Annotated in this window: 8 protein-coding genes; all 8 read left to right on the forward strand. The window is 74.2% G+C overall.

Annotated features, from left to right (window positions below):
- Nucleotides 1-12: 12 nt before the first annotated feature.
- Nucleotides 13-6,342, forward strand: a complete 6,330-nt coding sequence (locus tag ABZ497_RS34360) for an SDR family NAD(P)-dependent oxidoreductase (RefSeq protein WP_359811445.1) — start codon at nt 13-15, stop codon at nt 6,340-6,342.
- A gap of 264 nt (nt 6,343-6,606) precedes the next feature.
- The gene (locus tag ABZ497_RS34365; protein ID WP_359811448.1) at nt 6,607-7,323 is read left to right on the forward strand and encodes a hypothetical protein; all 717 of its coding nucleotides are present in this window, start codon (nt 6,607-6,609) and stop codon (nt 7,321-7,323) included.
- Nucleotides 7,324-7,328: 5 nt separating this feature from the next.
- Nucleotides 7,329-10,499 (forward strand): condensation domain-containing protein, encoded by a 3,171-nt coding sequence (locus tag ABZ497_RS34370; RefSeq protein ID WP_359811451.1) that lies wholly within the window; start codon nt 7,329-7,331, stop codon nt 10,497-10,499.
- 80 nt (nt 10,500-10,579) lie between these two features.
- Complete coding sequence (locus ABZ497_RS34375; protein ID WP_329490248.1) at nt 10,580-11,446, forward strand: 3-hydroxyacyl-CoA dehydrogenase family protein; 867 nt, start codon at nt 10,580-10,582, stop codon at nt 11,444-11,446.
- A complete protein-coding gene (locus ABZ497_RS34380; RefSeq protein WP_329490249.1) occupies nt 11,443-11,733 on the forward strand; it encodes an acyl carrier protein in 291 nt (96 codons plus the stop codon). Before ABZ497_RS34375 ends, ABZ497_RS34380 begins: the two co-directional genes overlap by 4 nt.
- A complete protein-coding gene (locus tag ABZ497_RS34385; RefSeq protein WP_329490250.1) occupies nt 11,726-12,841 on the forward strand; it encodes an acyl-CoA dehydrogenase family protein in 1,116 nt (371 codons plus the stop codon). The genes ABZ497_RS34380 and ABZ497_RS34385 overlap by 8 nt, the downstream gene beginning before the upstream one ends.
- A 45-nt stretch (nt 12,842-12,886) precedes the next feature.
- Entirely contained in the window at nt 12,887-13,993 is a 1,107-nt protein-coding gene (locus tag ABZ497_RS34390; protein WP_359811455.1) for an HAD-IIIC family phosphatase, read from the forward strand.
- 281 nt (nt 13,994-14,274) lie between these two features.
- A partial coding sequence (locus ABZ497_RS34395; protein ID WP_359811458.1) for a type I polyketide synthase occupies nt 14,275-20,971 on the forward strand: 6,697 nt, incomplete at its 3' end.

The following is a 20,971-nucleotide window of genomic DNA, read 5'->3' on the forward strand; positions in this document are numbered from 1 at the left end:
CGGTCGTTGAAGGTGCTGGCCGGTCTCGGCGGGATGTTGTCGGTGAGCCGGTCGGCCGCGGTGGTGGAGGAGCGGATCGCCCGGTTCGGTGAGCGGTTGTCGCTGGCGGCGGTCAACGGCCCTTCGGCGGTGGTGGTTTCGGGTGAGCCGGAGGCGCTGGAGGAGTTGAAGGCGGAGTTCGAGGCGGAAGGTGTTCGGGCTCGGATGGTCGCGGTGGACTACGCCTCGCACTCGGCGCAGGTGGACCGCCTCGAAGCGGAGATCACCGAGGTCCTGGCCGGTATCGCGCCGCGTCGGGGCCGGATCCCGATGGTGTCCGCGATGACCGGTGAGACGCTGACCGGTGAGGAGTTGGACGCCGCCTACTGGTACGGCAGCCTGCGGGCGACGGTCCACTTCGACCGCGCGGTGCGCACCCTGGCCGGTCAGGGGCACCAGCTGTTCGTCGAGGTGACGCCGCACCCGGTGCTGCTGGGCGCGATGAACGACACGCTCGAAGAGGTCGCCCAGGAGGCCGGCCCGGGCATCGTGCCCGCCGCGGTCTGCGGCACGCTGCGCCGTGACGAGGGCGGCGTGACCCGGCTGGTCACCTCGTTCGCCGAGGCCTTCGTCAACGGCGCCTCCGTGGAGTGGACTTCCGTCCTCCCCGCCGCCGAGCGGGTCGAGCTGCCGACGTACGCCTTCCAGCACGAGCGGTACTGGCCGCGTGCGGCCGGACCGGCTCTGGGTGGGGACGCGGTGTCGCTGGGTCTGGGCGCGGTCGGTCACCCGCTGCTGGGTGCGGCGGTCGAACTGGCCGGTGGTGCGGGGCTGGTCTGCACCGGGCGGCTGTCCGTGCGGACGCACCCGTGGCTGGCCGATCACGCGATCGGTGGGGCGGTGCTGCTGCCGGGGACCGGCTTCGTCGAGATGGTGGTCCGGGCTGGGGACGAACTCGGGTGCGGCCTGCTGGAGGAGCTGACGCTCCAGGCGCCGCTGGTGCTGCCCGCCGACGGCGGCGGGGTCCAGGTCCAGGTGGTGCTGGCCGAGGCGGACTCCGAGGGCCGTCGGACGGTCGCGGTGTTCTCCCGCCCCGACGGGCAGGAGGAGTGGACGCAGCACGCCGACGGCGTCGTCGCTCCCGCCGGGGAGGCGCCGGTCGCGGAGGAGGACTTCGCGGTCTGGCCTCCGCGCGGGGCCACGGCGGTCGACGTCAGCGGTATGTACGAGGCCGCGGCCGACGGGCCGTACGGCTACGGGCCGGCGTTCCAGGGCTTGCGGGCCGCCTGGCGCCGGGGCGACGAGGTCTTCGCGGAGGTCGCGCTGCCGGACTCGGTGGCCGCCGATGCGGGTGCGTTCGGTCTGCACCCAGCGCTGCTGGACGGCGTGTTGCAGGCCAGCGCCCTGGTGTCGGAGGCCGGGGACGAGGTGCGGTTGCCGTTCGCGTGGACGGGCGTCGAGCTGCACGCGGCGGGTGCGTCCGTGCTGCGGGCCCGGCTGCGCCGGGACGCGCAGGGCAGTCTGGTGCTGTCGGCGGCGGATGCCACGGGTGCTCCGGTGGTCTCCGTCGAGTCGCTGATCACCCGTCCGGTGTCGGCCGAGCAACTCCGGTCGAACGATGCCGGGGTGGCGGATTCCCTGTTCACCGTCGAGTGGGCCCCGCTGAGCGCTGCCGAGGCTCCGGCCGGGGCGTGGGCGCTGATCGGCGCCGACCGCTTCGGTCTGACCGAGGCGCTGGAGGCCTCCGGCGTTCCGGTCCGCTCGTTCACGGACCTGGCCGGTCTGGCCGCCGCCACCGAGGCGGGGGAGATCGAGCCCGCCCTGGTGCTGGCCTGCGCCGGCGACCAGGCGGAGGGCGACAACGCGGCTGAGGCCGCCCGCCGGGCGACCGGCGACGCCCTGGGCCTGGCCCAGACCTGGCTGGCCGAGGAGCGTCTGGCCGAGGCCCGGCTGGTGGTCGTCACCCGAGGGGCCGTCGCTGCCGCGGCCGGTGAGCGGATAGCCGATCTGCCCGCCGCCGCCGTCTGGGGCCTGCTGCGCTCGGCGCAGTCGGAGAACCCCGGCCGACTCGTCCTGGTCGACCTGCCGACCGGCGCGGGCGCCGAGCAGATCGCCGCCCTCCCGACGGCACTCGCCACCGGCGAGCCGGAACTCGCCGTGCGCGGCACCCTGGCCCACGGACGACGGCTGACGCGTCCATCCCGTTCCACGGAGGCAGTTGAACAGCTGCCGGGCCGCCCATCCGGGCGGACGGCGCTGGTGACGGGTGGCACGGGCACGCTGGGCGGTCTGGTCGCGCGGCATCTGGTGACCGCGGCCCAGGCGGACGGTCTGGTGCTGACCAGCCGTTCCGGTCCGGCCGCCGCCGGGGTGGCCGTGCTGGCGGCGGAGTTGGCGCGGTCGGGTGCGTCGGTGGACGTGGTCGCCTGTGACACGGCGGACCGTGAGGCGCTGGCGGCGCTGCTGGCGGCGATTCCGGTGGGGCGTCCGCTGCGGAGCGTGATCCACACCGCCGGTGTCCTGGACGACGGGATCATCGCGTCGCTGACGCCCGAGCGGGTGGCCGCGGTGATGCGGCCGAAGGCCGACGGTGCCTGGCACCTGCACGAGCTCACCCGGGGTTTGGACCTGGACCGGTTCGTGCTGTTCTCCTCGGCCGCGGCGACGTTCGGCGTGCCGGGTCAGGGCAACTACGTGGCGGCCAACGCGTTCCTGGACGCGTTGGCGGCCGACCGGCGGGCGGCCGGACTGCCCGGCACCTCGCTGGCCTGGGGCCTCTGGGCGGAGGTCAGCGGCCTGACCGGGCAGCTCACCGACGCCGAGCGGTCCCGGATGACCCGGAGCGGGACCAGCGGGCTGAGCGCGGCCGAGGGCCTGGCCCTGATGGACCTGGCGCTCGGCCGGGACGAGGCGGTGCTGGTACCGGCCCGGCTGGACCTGGCCGGGCTGCGGTCCCAGGCGGCCCGCACCGGTGACGTCCCGCCGCTGTGGCGGGCACTGGCCGGCCGACCGGCCCGGCGCACCGCCGCCGCCTCCGACGGGGCGGGCGCGGACTCGCTGCGGCAGCGGCTCGCCGCGCTGCCCGCCGCGGACGGCGACCGGATGCTGCTGGACCTGGTCCGGGCGCACGTGGCGGCCGTGCTGGGGCACAGCTCCGCCGAGGCCGTCGAGCCCGGCCGGGCCTTCACCGACCTGGGCTTCGACTCGCTCACCGCCGTCCAGTTGCGCAACCGCCTCACCACCGGGACCGGACTGCGGCTGCCGGCCACCCTGGTCTTCGACTACCCGAACCCGGCCGTGCTGGCCGGGCACCTGCGGGGCCGGCTCGGCGGCGGAGCCTCGGCGGCCGTGGCACCGCCGGCCCCGGTCGGGGCGGCGGCCCACGACGAGCCGATCGCGATCGTCGGCATGAGCTGCCGGTTCCCGGGCGGTGTGACGGGGCCCGAGGACCTCTGGCGGATGATCTCCGAGGGGCAGGACGCGATCTCGCCGTTCCCCGCCGACCGCGGCTGGGACCTGGACTCCCTCTACGACCCGGACGCCGCGCACATCGGCACCTCGTACACCCAGGCGGGCGGGTTCGTGCAGGACGCCAGCGCCTTCGACGCCGGGTTCTTCGAGATCAGCCCGCGTGAGGCGCTGGCCATGGACCCGCAGCAGCGGCTGCTCCTGGAGCTGTCCTGGGAGGCCATCGAGGGGGCCGGGATCGACCCGGTGTCCCTGCGCGGCAGCCAGACCGGCACCTTCGTGGGCGGCTACACCTCCGGCTACGAGATGAGCGTGCTGGCGCACGGCGGCGCGGAGGCCGAGGGCCACCTGATGACCGGGATCGCGACCAGCATCCTGTCCGGCCGGCTGGCCTACACCTTCGGCCTGGAGGGGCCGGCGGTCACGGTCGACACGGCGTGCTCGTCGGCGCTGGTGGCGCTGCACCTGGCGGCCCAGGCACTGCGGTCCGGCGAGTGCACGATGGCGCTCGCCGGGGGCGTGACGATCATGGCCACGCCGGGGACGTTCGTCGAGTTCTCCCGCCAGCGCGGGCTGGCCCCGGACGGCCGCTGCAAGGCGTTCGCCGCCGCGGCGGACGGCACCGGCTTCGCCGAGGGCGCGGGCGTGCTGGTGGTCGAGCGGCTGTCCGACGCGCAGCGCAACGGGCACCGGGTGCTCGCGGTGCTGCGGGGCAGCGCGACCAACCAGGACGGTGCGTCCAACGGTCTGACCGCCCCCAACGGGCCCTCGCAGCAGCGGGTGATCCGGGCCGCCCTGGCCAACGCCGGCGTCCGCGCCGACGAGGTCGACGTGGTGGAGGCGCACGGCACGGGCACCAGGCTGGGTGACCCGATCGAGGCGCAGGCGCTGCTGGCCACCTACGGCCAGGACCGGCCGGAGGACCGGCCGCTCTGGCTGGGGTCGGTGAAGTCCAACATCGGACACACCCAGGCCGCGGCCGGCATCGCCGGGGTGATCAAGATGGTGCTCGCCCTGCGGCACGGCCGGATGCCTGCCACGCTGCACGTCGACGAGCCCACGCCGCAGGTCGACTGGACGGAGGGCCGGGTGCGGCTGCTGACCGAGCCGGTGCCGTGGCAGCCGAACGGGCGGCCGCGCCGGGCGGGCGTCTCGTCGTTCGGGATCAGCGGTACCAACGCGCACGTCATCGTGGAGGAGGCCCCCGCGCCTGCCGCGCCCGTCGCCCCCGCCGCCCCGTCGGCAGCGCCGGCGGTGGTGCCGTGGGTGCTGTCCGGGCGGACCGAGGAGGCGCTGCGGGCCCAGGCCGGGCGGCTGCGCGACTTCCTCCTCGACCGGCCGGACGCGGACCCGGTGGACATCGGGTTCTCCCTGGCCACCACGCGCACGGTCTTCGACCACCGGGCGGTCGTGCTGGGCGCGGACCGGGACGGCCTGCTCGCGGGCCTCGCGGTGGCCGCCGCCGGCGTGCCCACCAGGGACGTGCTGACCGGCACCGCGACGGCGGGCCACCGGCCCGTGTTCGTCTTCCCCGGCAGCGAGTCCCGGTGGCTCGGCTGCGCCGCCGCGCTGCTGGACGAGGCGCCGGTCTTCGCCGACCGGATCGCCGCGTGCGAGCGGGACCTGGCCCCGTACGTGGACTGGAAGGTCACCGAGGTGCTGCGGGAGGGCCCGGCCGGTCCGGCGCTCGACCGCCCCGAGGTCCTCCAGCCGGTGCTCTGGGCGGTGATGGTGTCGCTGGCCGCGCTGTGGCGCTCGGCGGGCGTCCACCCGGCGGCCGTCGCGGGCCACGCGGTGGGCGAGGTCGCGGCCGCCCAGGTGGCCGGTGTGCTGTCACCGGCGGACGCGGCCCGGATCGCGGTGCTGACCGGCCGGTCGGCGGCCGGCGCGGCCGTCGACCGGGCGGAACTCGCCGCCGTCCGCCCGCGGGCGGGCACGGTGCCGCTGTTCTCCACCCGGGCGATGGCCTGGGCCGAGGGCGCCGGACTGGGCGCCGACCACTGGGTCCGGAGCCCGCAGGACACCCTGCCGGCCGAGGAGTTGGCGGCGGCCCTGGCCGACGGCGGCTTCGGTGCCTACATCGAGGTCAGCGCCGACCCGGTGCTCACCGCGGCCCTCGCCCGGGCCCTGGACGACCGGGGCCTGCGGGCCGGGGCGGGCGCCACCGTCACCGGGACGCTGCGCCACGGGGAAGGGGGCCTGCGGTCGTTCACCACCGGTCTGGCCGCCCTCCACGTCCTCGGTGTCCCCGTGGACTGGGCCGCGGTCCTGGGCGGCGGGCGCCGCGTCGACCTGCCGACGTACGCGTTCCAGCGACAGCCCTACTGGCCGCAGCCGCCGGCCCGCAGGCCCGGCGCGGAACCGGTCGCGGCCGGCTCCGCCACCCCGGGCGAGCAGCGCTTCTGGGCCGCGCTGGAGGGCGGGGACATGGCCGCCCTGGCCGAAGTCCTCGGCCTGGCCGAGCCGTTGCGGGAGGACATGCCGCTGGGCACGGTGCTGGCGCGGCTCTCGACCTGGCGTCAGCAGGAACGCGAGCAGGCGCCGCTCGACGGCCCCGACGGGTCCGCCGACGGCTCCGGTGACCTCGACTGGCTCCGGCAGCTGGCCGGCCTCGGCGAGGCCGAGCAGCGGGACCTGGTGCTCGACCTGCTCCGCCAGGAGATCGCCACGATGCTCGGCTACGCGTCGGTCGATTCGGTCCGCCCGAACGGCGACGTGTTCGAGATGGGCATGACGTCCATGTCGGCCGTTCAACTGCGGGAAAGAATTACCGGGCTGACCGGCCTTAAGCTGCCGGAGGGCTTCATCTATGACCTCTATCTGCCGGAAGCGATCGCGGATTTCCTGCTCGGCGAGCTGACGGCGGTCCTCCGGGAAAGCGCCGACGGGCAATGAGCCGACGGGCCATGAGCCGGGGGCCGATGAGCGGCCCCCGGCGATCCGGGGCCGTGCCGGTGTCCGACCGGTTCTTCGAGGAAATGTTCCACGGGCTGTGCCGCAGGGAAACCAGCCGTCCGACTCCGAAGATGGGATGAGAAAGTGCCGAACGAGAACGCCTGGAGCGTCATAACCGCCCCGACGTCGAAGTCCCTTGTTCTCGGAATCGATTTCCCCGCCGCCGGGCGGCGCGAGGCCGGATTCGAGGACCTCGCACGGAAGATGGGCCCGGCCTGGGCCGGGCACGGGTTCCTGCAGACCACGCCCCCGCCGGTCCGCCTGGCCGACCGCCCGGCCGGCGACTACTACACCGAGCACTGGCTGAACGCCGGCGAGTGGGAGAAGTACGAGGTGGTGGCCGTGCTCGGCTACTGCGTCGGCGGCGTCTACGCCGGTGAGATCGCCGACCGCCTGGCGCAGCGTCAGGGCACGGCGCCCAAGGTGGTCCTGTTCGACCCGCAGGTCACCGACCTGCAGCTGCTGGAGTCCGAGATCCACAAGATGATCGCGCTGGCCGGCCCGGTCTTCACCGCGGAGGAGGCGGAGCACGCCCGCGAGCGGGCCGCCGAGATCGTCGGGACCCCGTCGATCGGCCTGCTCGACGCCGCCGTGGAGATCGTCGGCCTCTACCGCGAGATGGCCTCCATCGCCTTCCGGCGGATCGGTCTCGCCGACGCCCGCCGGGACGAGGTCGTGCTGCTCTTCGAGTCGTACATGACGTGGCTCTCCGCCGCCTCCCAGATCGACCCGAGCCGGGCCTGGGGCGAGGCGCTCGCCGTCACCTCCTCCGACTACGCGGAGCTGGAGCGGACCGGCGCGGCGACGGTGGTCAACGCCAGCAAGGTGCTGGGTCGGCGGCTCTCGCTGGAGATCGGCCACGTCGACCTCCTGCGGGACGACTCGACGGTCCGGCTCCTCCTCGACAACGCCGAATTCTGAGGGCGATGAACTCCGACCTGGGCGCGTCCGGCCGGCCGCCGGAACCGGACCGCGCGAACGCACCGACGAACGCACCGACGAACGCTCCGACTACCGCGACGACGAACGCACCGACGACCTCGGCGCCGACCGCGACGACGAGCAAGGAGAAGGCCCTCTGGCTGCTGGAGCAGCTGGTCCCGGAGACCGGGGTCAACAACCTGGGGCTGGCCCTCCAGGTGAGCGGGCGGCTGCGGCCGGACGCGCTGCGGGCGGCCCTGGCGATCGTGGTCGGCCGGCACGAGGTGCTGCGGACCGTCTACCGCACCACCGGGGCGGACCTGGTCAAGGAGGTCGTCCCCGCGAGCGGGTTCGCCGTGGAGATCGAGCCGCTCGACCTGTCGGGCGACCCGGTGGAGCGGCAGCTGACCGCGTTCGCGGACCGGCCGTTCCGGCTCGACGGCCGGCCGCTGGTCAGGATCGGGCACGCCGTCCGTCCGGACGGCGACGTGCTCTGCGTGGCCGTGCACCACCTGGTCTTCGACATGGTCTCGGTGGCCCTGTTCCTCCAGGCGTTCATCCCGGTCTACGACGCGATCGCGGCGGGCCGGCCGGTGCTGCCGCAGGCCACCGCACCGGCCCCGGCGCTCGCCGAGCCCGAGCCGCGGCCCGCCGACCTCGCCTACTGGCGGGAGACCCTGGAGGGCTTCGACCCGGCCGGGCTGGAGCTGTGGTGCGGCACCCCGCGCGACCGGCAGCCGCGGCTGCGGGGCGAGACCGCGAGCCGCGCGCTCTCCCCCGGGGCGCAGCAGGCCGTGCTGCAGTTGCAGCGCGCGGTCAGGGCGCCGCTCGGCGCGGTGATGCTGGCCGCCTACGCGGCCCTCCTCGCGGCGCACGGCGCCGGACCGGACCTCGTCATCGGCTCCCCGGTCAACGTCCGCGGGGCGAACACCGCCGCCATCGGCTACCACGTCAACGTCGTGCCGATCCGGATCCGGGTGGACCTCGCCGAGGGCTTCCGGGCGCTGGCCCGGCAGGCCCGGGACGCGTTCCTCGGGGCGATGGCCCACGCCGACACCCCGGTCGACGAGCTGACCGGGGAGCTGCCGGGGATCGGTACGTCCTGGCAGACCCAGCTCTTCCGCCACCTGTTCAACTTCCTGCCCGAGGCGCCGGCCGGCGAGCTGTCGGTCGGCGGCATGGCGGCCCGGGTGCTGACGGTGGAGAACCCGCACAGCAAGTTCGACCTGGAGCTGGTCGGCTCGCCGTCCCGGGCGGAGATCGTGTTCCGCCACTCCGAGACGCTGGCCCCGGCCGAGGTCGAGGCGATGCTGGACCGGTTCGACGCCCTGCTGGTCGCGGCCGCGCAGGACCCGGACCGGCCGCTCGCCGGGACGGCGGGCTGGAGCGACGCCGACCGCCGGGCCGTCGACCGGGCCGACGGGACGGCCGCCCCGGCCGTGCGCCCGACGGTGCCCGCGGCGTTCCGGGCCTGGGCGGAGAAGACACCCGAGGCCCCGGCCGTGACCGACGGCGACCACGGCGTGGACTACCGGCAGGTGGACGGGGCGGCATCCGCCGTCCGCGCGCTGCTGGCCGGTGCCGGCATCGGGCCGGGCGACACGGTGGCGATCGCCGTGCCGCGGCGCGAGGCCGCGGCCGCCGCCCTCGGCGTCTGGCGGGCCGGCGCCGTCTGCCTGCCGCTCGACGCCGGACACGACCCGTCCTGGCTGACCCGGCAGCTCACCCACGCGCGGGCGAAGGCCGTCCTCACAGGGACGGGTGTCCGGCTGCCCGACGGCGCCGACCTGCCGCCGGTCCTGACGTCGGCCGACGCCCCTGCGCCCGGTCCCGCCGGACCGGACGCGGACGCCGAACCGACCGGGCCCGCCTGCGTGTTCTACACCTGCGGGGAGGCCGGTGAACCGGTCGCCACCGTGCTCAGCCACGCGGGCCTCGCGGACGCGGTCGGCCACTTCGCGGCCGAGCTCGGCGTCGGGCCCGGCACCGGTGTCCCGGCGCTCGCCGCGCCGGCCGGCTTCGACGCGCTCTTCGAGACCTTCCTGGCGCTGGGCGCGGGCGGCCGCTGCGTGGTCCTGCCCGATGGGGCCCGGACCGACGCGATCGCCCTCCGGGCCGCCGCCGACGGGCTCGACGCGACCGTCGTCGTCGTCCCGCCGGGCACCCCGGCCCGCCTCCTGGCGGACCCGGCCGGGCAGCTGCCCGGACTGACGGTACTGGCCAGGGGCGACGAGCTGACCGCCGAGGTGGCGGAGCGGCTCCTCGCGGCCGGCTGCCGGCTGCACAGCGGCCTCGGCATTCCGGGGACCACCGGCTGGGTGCTGTCCGGCCGGGTGGAGAGCCCCGACGGGCTGACCCGGGGGCGGCCGGTGGCCGGCACCCGGGCCTTCGTCACCGCCCCCGACGGGCGCGAGCTGCCCGTCGGACTGCGCGGTGAACTCCGCCTCGCGGGAACGGCTTCGGCCCCGAGCGGGCCGGACGGTCCGGCGGTCGCGACCGACGCACGGTACGGGCGCCACCACCGCACCGGCGAACTCGCCCGCCGGCGGTCCGACGGGGCGATCGAGTGGCTCGGCCGGGCCGACCACCGGGTCACCACCGAGGACGGCCCGGTCGACCTCGGCCGCGTGGAGGCCGACCTGCTCGGCCGGGCGGGGGTGACGGCGGCCGCCGCGCTGGCCGTGCCGCGGCCCGACGGCGGGCACACCGTCGTCGCCTTCGCCGAGACGACCACCGAGGCGTCCACCGACCCGACCACCGACCCGGCCCCCGGGACAGTCGCCGACCCGGCCGTTGCCCCGGGCACGGCCACCGACGCCGGCGCCCCCGCCGGGTCCCGGCTGTTCGTCCGCCTGGCCGCGCTGCCCAGGACACCGGACGGCCGCCCCGACCACGAGGCCCTCCGCGCGCTGGCCCGCAAGGCCGTCGAGCAGGGCGCCGACCGGCCGGACCCGGCGGAGGACGACGCGCTCGTCCGCAGCCTCGTCGGGATCTGGGGGCAGCTGCTGAGCACCGGCGCCACGGCACAGACGAACTTCTTCGACTCGGGCGGCCACTCGCTGCTCGCGGCCGTCCTGGCGCAGCGGGTCGAAGAGCTCACCGGCAGGAACCTCGAACTCGCCGACGTGTTCAAGCACCCGACCCCCGCCGCGCTCGCCGCGCTGCTGCGCGCCTGAGCGGCGGACCACACCGGGCCGCGTCACCACGACCGGGCCGGCCGACAGGAACCGGCTCACGAAACAGCAGGGAAGAATCCATGAGCACTGCTCTTGAGGAGCACCGCCTCGCCATCATCGGCGCCGGTGTGATGGGTACCAACATCTCGGCGCTCGCCCTCGGCCACGGCGTCTCCGTCGTCCTGGTCGACGTCGACGAGACCGTGCTGGAGACGGCCCGGCAGACCATCCGGCAGAAGCTGCGGCACGCCCAGCTCATGGGCGTCCTGCCGGCCGACCGCCCGCAGGGCACGCTGACCACCAGCGTCAACCTCGACGACATCGCCGAGGCCACCACCGTGGTCGAGGCCGTCACCGAGGTCGACAAGGTCAAGCAGGAGGTGCTCTCCGCGGCCTCCCGGGTCGTGACGCCCGGCACCACCCTGATCTCCAACACCTCGTGCATCCCGATCGACGAGATGGCCGAGTGGATCGTGCGCCCCGAGGACCTGGTGGGCGTGCACTTCATGAACCCCTCCTACATGATCAAGATGGTCGAGGTCATCCGCGGCCCGCGCACCGACCCGGCCGTCCTGGAGCAGGCCACCGAGCTGCTCACCGTCCTCGGCCGCGAGGCACTCGTCATCGAGGACTCGGCGGGCTTCGTGATCAACCGCCTGCTCCACCCGCTGATCAACACCGCGGCCATGCTCGTCCAGGAGGGCGTCGCCTCCGTCGAGGTCGTCGACGGCCTGCTGGAGGGCTGCCTCGGCCACTCCACCGGCCCGCTGCGCACCGGCGACCTGATCGGCCTGGAGAACCTGGTCGACTCGCTCAACGTGCTCTACGAGCGCCGCGGTGACGAAAGCTGCCGCCCCTGTGACCTCCTGCTCGAAAAGGTGCGGGACGGCCACCTCGGCCGGAAGACCGGCCGGGGCTTCTACGACTACGGAAAGGTCGCGTCATGACCGTCCACGGGGACAACACTCCGCTGACCGCTGAGACCCTCCAGAAGGAGATCCTCGGCTTCCTCGCCGAGCGCATCAAGACCGACGTCGAGCTGGACCAGGACCTCTTCGCCTCCGGCGTGGTCTCCTCGATGTTCGCCATGCAGCTCGTCGTCCACCTGGAGGACGCCTACGACATCGCCATCGTCGGCGGCGACCTCAAGCTCGACAACTTCCGCACCGTCGGGGGCATGGCCGGCCTCGTGCTGCGCCTGCGCGGCGACGCGGTGGCGGCCGGGAATGCCTGACCGACCGGCCGACGAGCGCGCCCTCATCGGCGAGCTCGTCGGCTCCCGGGCCGGCTCCTGGGACGTCGCGGGCGAACTGCCCCTCGACGTGCTGCGCACGCTCGGCGCCAAGGGCCTGCTGTGCGCGCAGGTGCCGGCCTCCTACGGCGGCCTCGGGCTGAGCAGCCAGGACAACGGCGAACTCACCGCGTACGTGGGGAGCCTGTGCAGCTCCCTGCGGTCCATCATGACCTCGCAGGGCATCGCGGCCTGGACCATCCAGCGCTTCGGCGACCGCGAGCAGCGGCGCACCTTCCTGGCGGAGCTGACCGGCGGGAAGCTCACCGCGGTCGGCTTCAGCGAGCCGGGGGCCGGCAGTGACCTGGCGGCCATGCGCACCCGGATCAAGGCCGACGGCGACGGGTTCGTCATCGACGGCGAGAAGAAGTGGGTCACCGGCACCCGGTACGCCGACTTCGTCGTCGTCATCGGCCGGCAGGGGGACAGCGACGGCGCGGCCGCCGCGATCGTCCCCGTCGACGCGCCGGGCGTGCACATCGACCTGGTACCCCAGCCGATGGGCTGCCGGGCCGCCGGCCACGCCAACATCCGCCTGGACAACGTCCGGCTGCCGGCCACCCACGTGCTGGGCGGCGGCGGACAGCCCCTGTCGATGCTCTTCACCACGGCGCTCTCCTACGGGCGGGTGTCGATCGCGTGGGGCTGCGTCGGCATCCTGCAGGCCTGCCTGAGCGCCGCCACCCGGCACGTGAAGCACCGGCACCAGGCGGGCGTGGCGCTCGCCGAGCACCAACTCGTCCGCGGGCACCTCGCGGAGCTGCTCGTCGCCGAGCAGGTCTCGCGGCGCAGCTGCGAGCACGCCAGCCGGCAATGGGACTCCGCCGCCCCGGACATGGGGCTCACGGCGGTCCTCGCCAAGCACGTCAGCGCGAACCACGCGGCCCGCGGCGCCGCCACCGCGGTCCAACTGCTCGGATCGACCGGTGCCGAGGACGGCCACGTGGTGGCCCGCGCGTTCCGGGACGCCAAGCTCATGGAGCTCATCGAAGGCAGCAACGAGATCTGCCGGCTGATCCTGGCTGACCACGCCCTGTCGATTTCCGACTGACGTCCATCCGACCGAAGTCCGACCGAAAGCTGGTAGGAGACCCCCGTGGCTGAGAAGCCAACCCTCGTGAAGTGCCTGGTCTGGGACCTGGACAACACCGTCTGGGACGGCACGTTGCTGGAGGACCCGACCGTCGAACTGTTCCCCGGAATCCACGACACCATCGTCGAGCTCGACTCCAGGGGAGTCCTGCACTCGGTGTCGAGCAAGAACGACCACGACCTCGCCTGGAAGCGGCTCGAAGACCTGGGCCTCGCCGAGTACTTCGTGCATCCCCAGATCGGGTGGGGGCGCAAGTCCGACGCGGTCAGGCTGATCGCCGAGCGGCTGAACTTCGCGGAGACGGCCGTCGCCTTCATCGACGACCTGCCCACCGAGCGCGCCGAGGTCAACTACCACGCGCCCGACATCCGTTGCTACCCGGCCGAGCGGGCGGCCGAGCTGACCGCACTGCCCGAGTTCAGCCCCGAGATCGTCACGGTCGACGCCCGGCGCCGCCGGGAGATGTACCAGGCGAGCTTCCGCCGGGACGCCGAGAAGGACACCTTCAGCGGCCCCGACGAGGAGTTCCTGCGCACCCTCGACCTCGTCATGGAGATCAAGCGCGCCGACCAGGAGGACATCTCCCGGGTCGAGGAACTGACCCTGCGCACCAGCCAGATGAACGCGACCGGCGTCCACTACTCGGACGCCGCGCTGCGTGCGCTGCTGGTCGACCCGGACCACGAGGTCCTGACCGTCAACCTCACCGACCGCTTCGGTCCGCACGGCGCCGTGGGCGTGCTCCTCCTGGAGCGCCACGCGGATCTGTGGCACCTCAAGCTCCTCGCGACCTCGTGCCGCGTGGTGACCTTCGGTGCCGGCGCGGTCATCCTCAACTGGCTGATCGACCAGGCGGCCCGTTCCGGCGCCCACCTCGTCGCCGACTTCCGGCGCACCGAGCGCAACCGCATGATGGACATCGCCTACCGGTTCGCGGGCTTCGCCGACGACCCCTGCGCCTGCCAGGCCGTCCTCGGCGAGCCCGCCGGGGAGGGCGTCCAGCGCCTGCACCTGGTCGCGGACCGCCGCGAGGGGCCGACGACGATGCGGCTGGACTCGCCCGAACTCGCCGCGGCCGCCTCCGAGAAGGACGCCGTCGCCCGAGGGTGAGCGGTACCGGGACTCCCCGGCCGAACGGAAAGGCGCGCCGATCAACCGGCGCGCCTTTCTCGGTTGAACACGTGGTCCTCCGGACGGACCGGCTCATATCCTGACCGTCGGGGGCTCCGGCGGGCCATTTCCCGGATTTCCTCGCACAGCTCCAGTGCGGTTCTTCGACGCAGCTTTCTGTGCGGCCGTTCTGTTCAGCCCTTTTGCATTGCTGTTTCTCCTTGGCTGAAAGACATTCGACCAGGTATCGCACTCCCAGACTCCGGAATGCCGAGGGATTTGTGAACGAGACTGATGGGCCGGCCCTGACGGAACGTGCCGCAGCCGGTGCGGAGCCGTTGGCGATCGTCGGCATGAGCTGCCGCTACCCCGGCGGGGTCCGTTCGCCCGAGGACCTGTGGAGCCTGCTGGCCGAGCGCCGGGACGCCCTCTCCGACTTCCCCGCGGACCGGAACTGGAACCTCGAATCCCTCTACGACGCCGACCCGGAGAGCGCCGGGAGGACCTACCTCACCCGGGGCGGCTTCCTCGACGACGCCGCCGGTTTCGACGCCGCCTTCTTCGGCATCCCGCCGCGCGAGGCGCTGGCGATGGACCCGCAGCAGCGGCTGCTGCTGGAGACCTCGTGGGAGGCCCTGGAGCGCTCCGGCATCACCCCGTCCGCGATCCGGGGCACCCGGACCGGCGTGTTCGTGGGCGCCGAGCCGAGGGAGTACGGCCCCCGGCTGCACGAGGCGCCGGAGGGCGTGAAGGGCTACCTGCTCACCGGCACCACGACCAGCGTGATGTCCGGCCGGATCTCCTACCTGCTCGGGCTGCACGGGCCGTCCCTCACGGTGGACACCTCCGCCTCGAGCTCCCTGGTCGCCATCCACCTCGCCGTGCAGGCGCTGCGGTCCGGCGAGTGCTCGCTGGCGCTCGCCGGCGGCGTGTCCGTGATGGCCACCCCGGGAAACTTCGTCGCGTTCAGCGGGCTGCGGGCGCTGTCCTCGGACGGCGTCTGCCGCCCGTTCTCGGCCGCCGCCGACGGCACCGTCTGGTCCGAGGGCGCCGGCCTGATCGTCCTGGAGCGGCTGTCCGACGCCCTGCGCAACGGCCACTCCGTGCTGGCCGTGCTGCGCGGCTCGGCGATCAACTCCGACGGGACCAGCGACGGCCTGACCGCCCCGAACGGCCGCGCCCAGCAGGCGGTCATCCGCCGCGCCCTGGCGAACGCGAGCCTGTCCGCCGCCGACGTCGACGCGGTGGAGGCACACGGCACGGGCACCCGGGTCGGCGACCCGATCGAGGCGGGCGCACTGCTCGCCACCTACGGCCGGGAGCGCCCCGAGGGCCGGCCGCTGTGGCTCGGCTCGGTGAAGTCCAACATCGGGCACACCCAGGCGGCCGCCGGTGTGGCCGGGGTGATCAAGATGGTGCTGGCGCTCCAGCACGGCGAGTTGCCCGCGATGCTGCACGCGGAGGAGCCGTCGCCGCAGGTGGACTGGTCGGCGGGTGCGGTGCGCCTGCTGGCCGAGCCGGTGCCGTGGCCCGCCGGGGAGCACACGCGGCGCGCGGGCGTGTCGGCGTTCGGGATCAGCGGGACCAACGTCCACGTCGTCCTGGAGGAGGCACCGCCGGCTGTCGAGACCGCCGAGGTGCCCGACGTGGCGCCGGTCCTCCCGGGCGCCGGTGCGTGGCTGGTGTCGGGCCGGTCGGCCGAGGGGCTGACGGCCCAGGCGGAGCGGCTGCACGACTGGGTGACGGCCCGGCCGTCGGTGGAACCGGCGGACCTGGCGGCGTCGCTGGCGACCACCCGGGCGACGTTCGAGCACCGGGCGGTCGTGCTCGGGACCGAGCGCGCCGAGCTGGTGGCCGGCCTGGCGAGCCTGGCTGCCGGGACGCCCTCGGGTTCGGTGGTGTCGGGTGTGGCGCGGCCGGGTGCCCGGGTGGGTCTGGTCTTCGCCGGTCAGGGGTCGCAGTGGGTCGGGATGGGCCGGGGTCTGTACGAGGGCAGTGCGGTCTTCGCCGAGGTCTTCGACCGGGTGTGCGGGCTGCTGGAGCTGGAGTTGGGTGTCTCGGTCCGGGACGTCGTGCTCGGCGCCGAGGGTGTGGACGAGGCGCTGGCGCAGCAGACGCTGTATGCGCAGGCCGGTCTGTTCGCCTTCGAGGTCGCCGTCGCGGCGGTGCTGGAGGCTGCGGGCGTGACGCCGGACGCGGTGGTCGGTCACTCGGTGGGCGAGGTCGCGGCCGCGTATGTGGCCGGGGTGCTGGCGCTGCCGGACGCGGTGCGGCTGGTGGCGGCGCGGGCTCGGTTGATGCAGGCGCTGTCGGCGGGCGGGGCGATGGCGGCGGTCAACGTCTCGGAGTCCGAGGTGCTGGCCGAGCTGGTGCCCGGTGTGGTGATCGCGGCGGTCAACGGCCCGGAGTCCGTGGTGGTTTCGGGTGAGGTCGAGGCCGTCGATCAGGTGGTGGAGCTGTGGCGGGAGCGGGGCCGCCGGGTGCGGCGGCTGCGGGTCTCGCACGCCTTCCACTCCCCGGCGATGGACCCGGTGCTGGACGAACTCACCGCCGTCGCGGCCGGGTTGGAGTACCGCCGCCCGAACGTGATGTGGGCGGGCGCGCTCACCGGTGAGCTGGTCACCGCGCCCGAGGCGGGCTACTGGCCGGCGCAGACCCGCCAGGCGGTGCGCTTCGCCGATGCGGTGGCGACGCTGGCCCGCGAGGGCGTCTCGGTGTTCGTCGAGGTCGGCCCGGACGGGTCACTCTCCTCGCTCGGCGCGGACATCGTGGCCGGCACCGCGAAGGACGAGCCCGACTTCGTCCCGCTCCAGCGGCGCGACGACGAAGGCACCACGAGCCTGGTGACGGGCCTGGCCCGCGCCTTCGTGCACGGCGTGCCGGTGGACTGGCGTGCGGTCCTGCCCACCGGGAGGCCGGTGGAGCTGCCGACGTACGCCTTCCGGCACAAGCGCTTCTGGCTCGACAGCGGCCCCTCCGCGCAGGTGATGGAGCTGCCGCACGCGGCGGACGACACGGCCGGGGCGCCTCCCCTCGACGCCGCCGAGGGCTTGCTGCGCCGGCTCGCGGGCCTGTCGCGGCCCGAGCAGGACCAGGTGGTCCTCGACCTGATCGCGGCGCACGCCGCGGCCGTCCTCGGACACCCCTCCGCGCAGGCGCTCGACCCCGCGCACACCTTCAAGGAACTCGGCTTCGACTCGGTGACCGGGGTCGAGCTGCGCAACCGGCTGAGCAGCGCGGTCGCCCTGCGGCTGCCCACCACACTGATCTTCGACTACCCGACCCCGGTGGCACTGTCCGAGTACCTGCGGGCGCAGACGCTGGGGCACACCGACGACACCACGGCGGCGGCCCGGACGGCAGCGGCCGCCGACGAGCCGATCGCGATCGTGGCGATGAGCTGCCGCCTCCCCGGTGACGTCAGCGCCCCCGAGCAGCTCTGGGACCTGCTGGCCACCGGCGGCGACGCGGTCGGCGAACTCCCCACCGACCGCGGCTGGGACCTCTCGCAGCTCTTCGACCTGGACGCGGAGCGAGCCGGCACCTTCTACACGCGCGGCGGCGGATTCATCACCGGAGCCGGGGAGTTCGACGCCGGGTTCTTCGGGATCAGCCCGCGTGAGGCGCTGGCGATGGACCCGCAGCAGCGGCTGCTCCTCGAACTGTCCTGGGAGGCCTTCGAGCGGGCGGCCATCGACCCCAGGCGGCTGCGCGGCTCGGCGACCGGCGTCTTCGTGGGCGCCTCCTCGTCCGGCTACGGCGCCAACGCGCCCGAGGAGCTCGAAGGGCACCTCCAGTCGGGCATCGCGCCCAGCGTGATCTCCGGCCGGGTGGCCTACACGCTCGGCCTCGAAGGGCCGGCACTCACCGTCGACACGGCGTGCTCGTCCTCCCTGGTGGCACTGCACCTGGCAAGCCAGTCGCTGCGGTCGGGGGAGTGCTCGCTGGCGCTGGCGGGCGGCGTCACCGTGCACGCCACCACGGCGTGGCTCGCCTGGTTCAGCCGGCAGCAGGGCCTCGCGGCGGACGGCCGCTGCAAGGCGTACTCGGAGCGGGCCGACGGCATGGGTATGGCCGAGGGCGCCGGCATCGTCGTGCTGGAGCGGTTGTCGGACGCGCTGCGCAACGGGCACAAGGTGCTCGCGGTGGTGCGGGGTTCGGCGGTGAACCAGGACGGTGCGTCCAACGGTCTGACGGCGCCGAACGGGCCGTCGCAGCAGCGGGTGATCCGGGCGGCGCTGGCGGGCGCCGGGTTGTCGGCGGCCGAGGTGGACGTGGTCGAGGGCCACGGCACCGGGACCAGGTTGGGTGACCCGATCGAGGCGCAGGCGCTGCTGGCGACGTACGGCCAGGAGCGGCCGCAGGGCCGGCCGCTGCTGCTCGGCTCGCTGAAGTCCAACATCGGGCACACCCAGTGGTCCTCGGGTGTCGCGGGCGTGATCAAGATGGTGCTCGCCCTGCAGCACGAGCAGGTGCCCCAGACGCTGCACGCCGACGAACCCTCCTCGCACGTGGACTGGGAGGCGGGCGCGGTCCGGCTGGCGACATCGGCGGTGGCCTGGCCGCACTCCGAGGAGCGGCCGCGACGCGCGGGTGTGTCGTCGTTCGGCATCAGCGGGACCAATGCGCACGTGATCATCGAGCAGGCGCCGGTGCAGGACGCTCCGGTGGCCCGTGCCGGTGGTGTTGGCCTGCCGGTGGTGCCGTGGTCCCTTTCGGCGCGGTCGGCGGAGGGTCTTGCCGGTCAGGCGGAGCGGTTGACGGCGTTCGTTGAGCGCTCCGATGCTGATGTCCTGGACGTGGGCTGGTCGTTGGCGGTGTCGCGGGCGGCGTTGGAGCAGCGGGCGGTGGTCCTCGGTGCGGACCGCGAGGAGCTGCTGGCCGGTCTTGCGGCGCTGGCCGAGGGCCGTGAGGTTCCGGGTGTGGTGACCGGAGCCGTGGGCGGTGCGGGCAAGGTCGGGTTCGTGTTCACCGGCCAGGGTGCGCAGCGCGTTGGCATGGGGCAGGGCTTGTATGCCGCGTTCCCGGTGTTCGCCGCCGCGTTCGACGCGGTGTGCGCGGGTCTGGCCGAGCACCTGGACGGTTCCCTCGCCGCCGTCATCCGGGGTGAGGGCCCGATCGATGAGACGGGGTGGGCGCAGCCCGCACTGTTCGCCGTTGAGGTGGCCCTTCACCGTCTGCTGGAGTCGTGGGGTGTGAGTCCGCAGGTGGTGGCCGGTCATTCGATCGGTGAGCTGGCGGCGGCGCATGTGGCGGGGGTGTGGTCGCTGGAGGACGCCTGCGCGGTGGTGGCCGCGCGTGGCCGGCTGATGCAGCAACTACCGTCCGGTGGTGCGATGGTGGCCGTCGAGGCCACGGAGGAGCAGGTTCTCGAAGCGATCGCGGGCCGGGCCGGTGTCGGTATCGCCGCGGTGAACGGCCCCAAGGCTGTGGTGATCTCGGGCGTCGAGGACGAAGTACTGCAGGCCGCCGCACAGTTGGCCGTATCCGGCGCACGGACGAAGCGTCTGCAGGTCTCGCACGCGTTCCACTCGCCGCTGATGGAGCCGATGCTGGAGGAGTTCGCCCGCGTCGTCGCCGCCGTCAGCTACCGCACGCCCAAGCTGACGATGGTCTCCGCCCTGACCGGCCTCCCGGTGACGGACGAGGTCACGGACCCGGCCTACTGGGTGAAGCACGTCCGCGAGGCGGTCCGCTTCCACGACGCCGCACAGTCCCTTCGCACCGCCGGCGTCCGGACGTTCGTGGAGATCGGCCCCGACGGTGTGCTGTCCGGCATGGGCCCGCAGACCCGGATCGACACCGAGGGCGAGGCAGCCGCCGAGGTCTGGCTCCCCCTTCTGCGCCGGGGCCGTGACGAACCCCGCGCCCTGATGACCGCCCTTGCGAAGCTCTTCGTGCGCGGTGTGCCGGTCGCCTGGGAGCAGGTCTACGCGGACACCGGTGCCCAGCAGGTCGACCTGCCCACCTACGCCTTCCAGCGTCAGCGCTACTGGCTGACCGCGACGGCGGGCAGCCGCGCCGAGGACCTCGGTCTGGAGAGCGCAGGGCACCCCCTGCTGGGCGCGGCGGTCACCCTGCCGTCGAGTGGTGGCGTGGTCCTGACCGGGCGACTGTCATTGGCCGCACAGCCCTGGCTGGCCGATCACGTGGTCGCCGGGCAGGTCGTCGTCCCCGGCGCCGCGCTGGTCGAGATGGCCGTGCGCGCGGGCGACGAGGCCGGCTGCACCCGGGTCGAGGAGCTGCTCATCGAGGCACCGCTGGTGCTGCCGCCGCAGGGCGGAGCGCGGGTGCAGGTGACGGTCGACGAGGCGGACGAGTCCGGCCGCCGCGTGGTGGCCCTCTACGCCCAGGCCGAGGAAGCGGCTCAGGAGGAGGAGTGGACCCGGCACGCCGCCGGCGTTCTAGCTCCGGCCGACACGTCTGCCGACGTTCACGGCGATCTGGCGCAGTGGCCTCCGGCTGGTGCCGAGGCGGTGGATCTGGACGGGTTCTACCCGGGGCTCGCCGCCAGCGGTCTCGCCTACGGTCCGGTGTTCCAGGGGGTGCGTGCGGCGTGGCGGCGTGGCGAGGAGCTGTTCGCCGAGGTCGCGCTGCCGGACGGGGTGAGCGCCGCCGACTTCGGGTTGCACCCCGCGTTGCTGGACGCCTCCCTGCACGTGATCGTGGGCACGGGCGAGCGCCGGGACCGGCCGGAAGTGCCGTTCGCCTGGGGCGATGTGGTCGTCCATGCCGCGGATGCGGTGGCCGCCCGGGTGCGGGTCACGCCTGGGGGCGAAGGCGTGTCGCTGACCCTCGCCGATGCCACGGGTGCGTTGATCGCGTCGGTCGGTTCGGTGGTCCTGCGGCCTTTCGCGGCTGCTGAGGCACCGGCTCGCGACGGCCTGTTCGGTGTGGAGTGGGTTCCGGCTGCTCTGGACGGCGCCGCGACGGAGGGTGGTCGGTGGGCTGTCCTCGGGACGGCGGAGCTGGCGGGTG

The organism is Kitasatospora sp. NPDC005751 (genome assembly GCF_040630835.1).
Classification (GTDB): domain Bacteria; phylum Actinomycetota; class Actinomycetes; order Streptomycetales; family Streptomycetaceae; genus Kitasatospora.

What these genes read in the sequence shown, in the direction of transcription:
- ABZ497_RS34365 (WP_359811448.1), top strand. Translation starts at nt 6,607, where the DNA reads ATGGGCCCGGCCTGGGCCGGGCACGGGTTCCTGCAGACCACGCCCCCG.
- ABZ497_RS34370 (WP_359811451.1), top strand. Translation starts at nt 7,329, where the DNA reads ATGAACTCCGACCTGGGCGCGTCCGGCCGGCCGCCGGAACCGGACCGC.
- ABZ497_RS34375 (WP_329490248.1), top strand. Translation starts at nt 10,580, where the DNA reads ATGAGCACTGCTCTTGAGGAGCACCGCCTCGCCATCATCGGCGCCGGT.
- ABZ497_RS34380 (WP_329490249.1), top strand. Translation starts at nt 11,443, where the DNA reads ATGACCGTCCACGGGGACAACACTCCGCTGACCGCTGAGACCCTCCAG.
- ABZ497_RS34385 (WP_329490250.1), top strand. Translation starts at nt 11,726, where the DNA reads ATGCCTGACCGACCGGCCGACGAGCGCGCCCTCATCGGCGAGCTCGTC.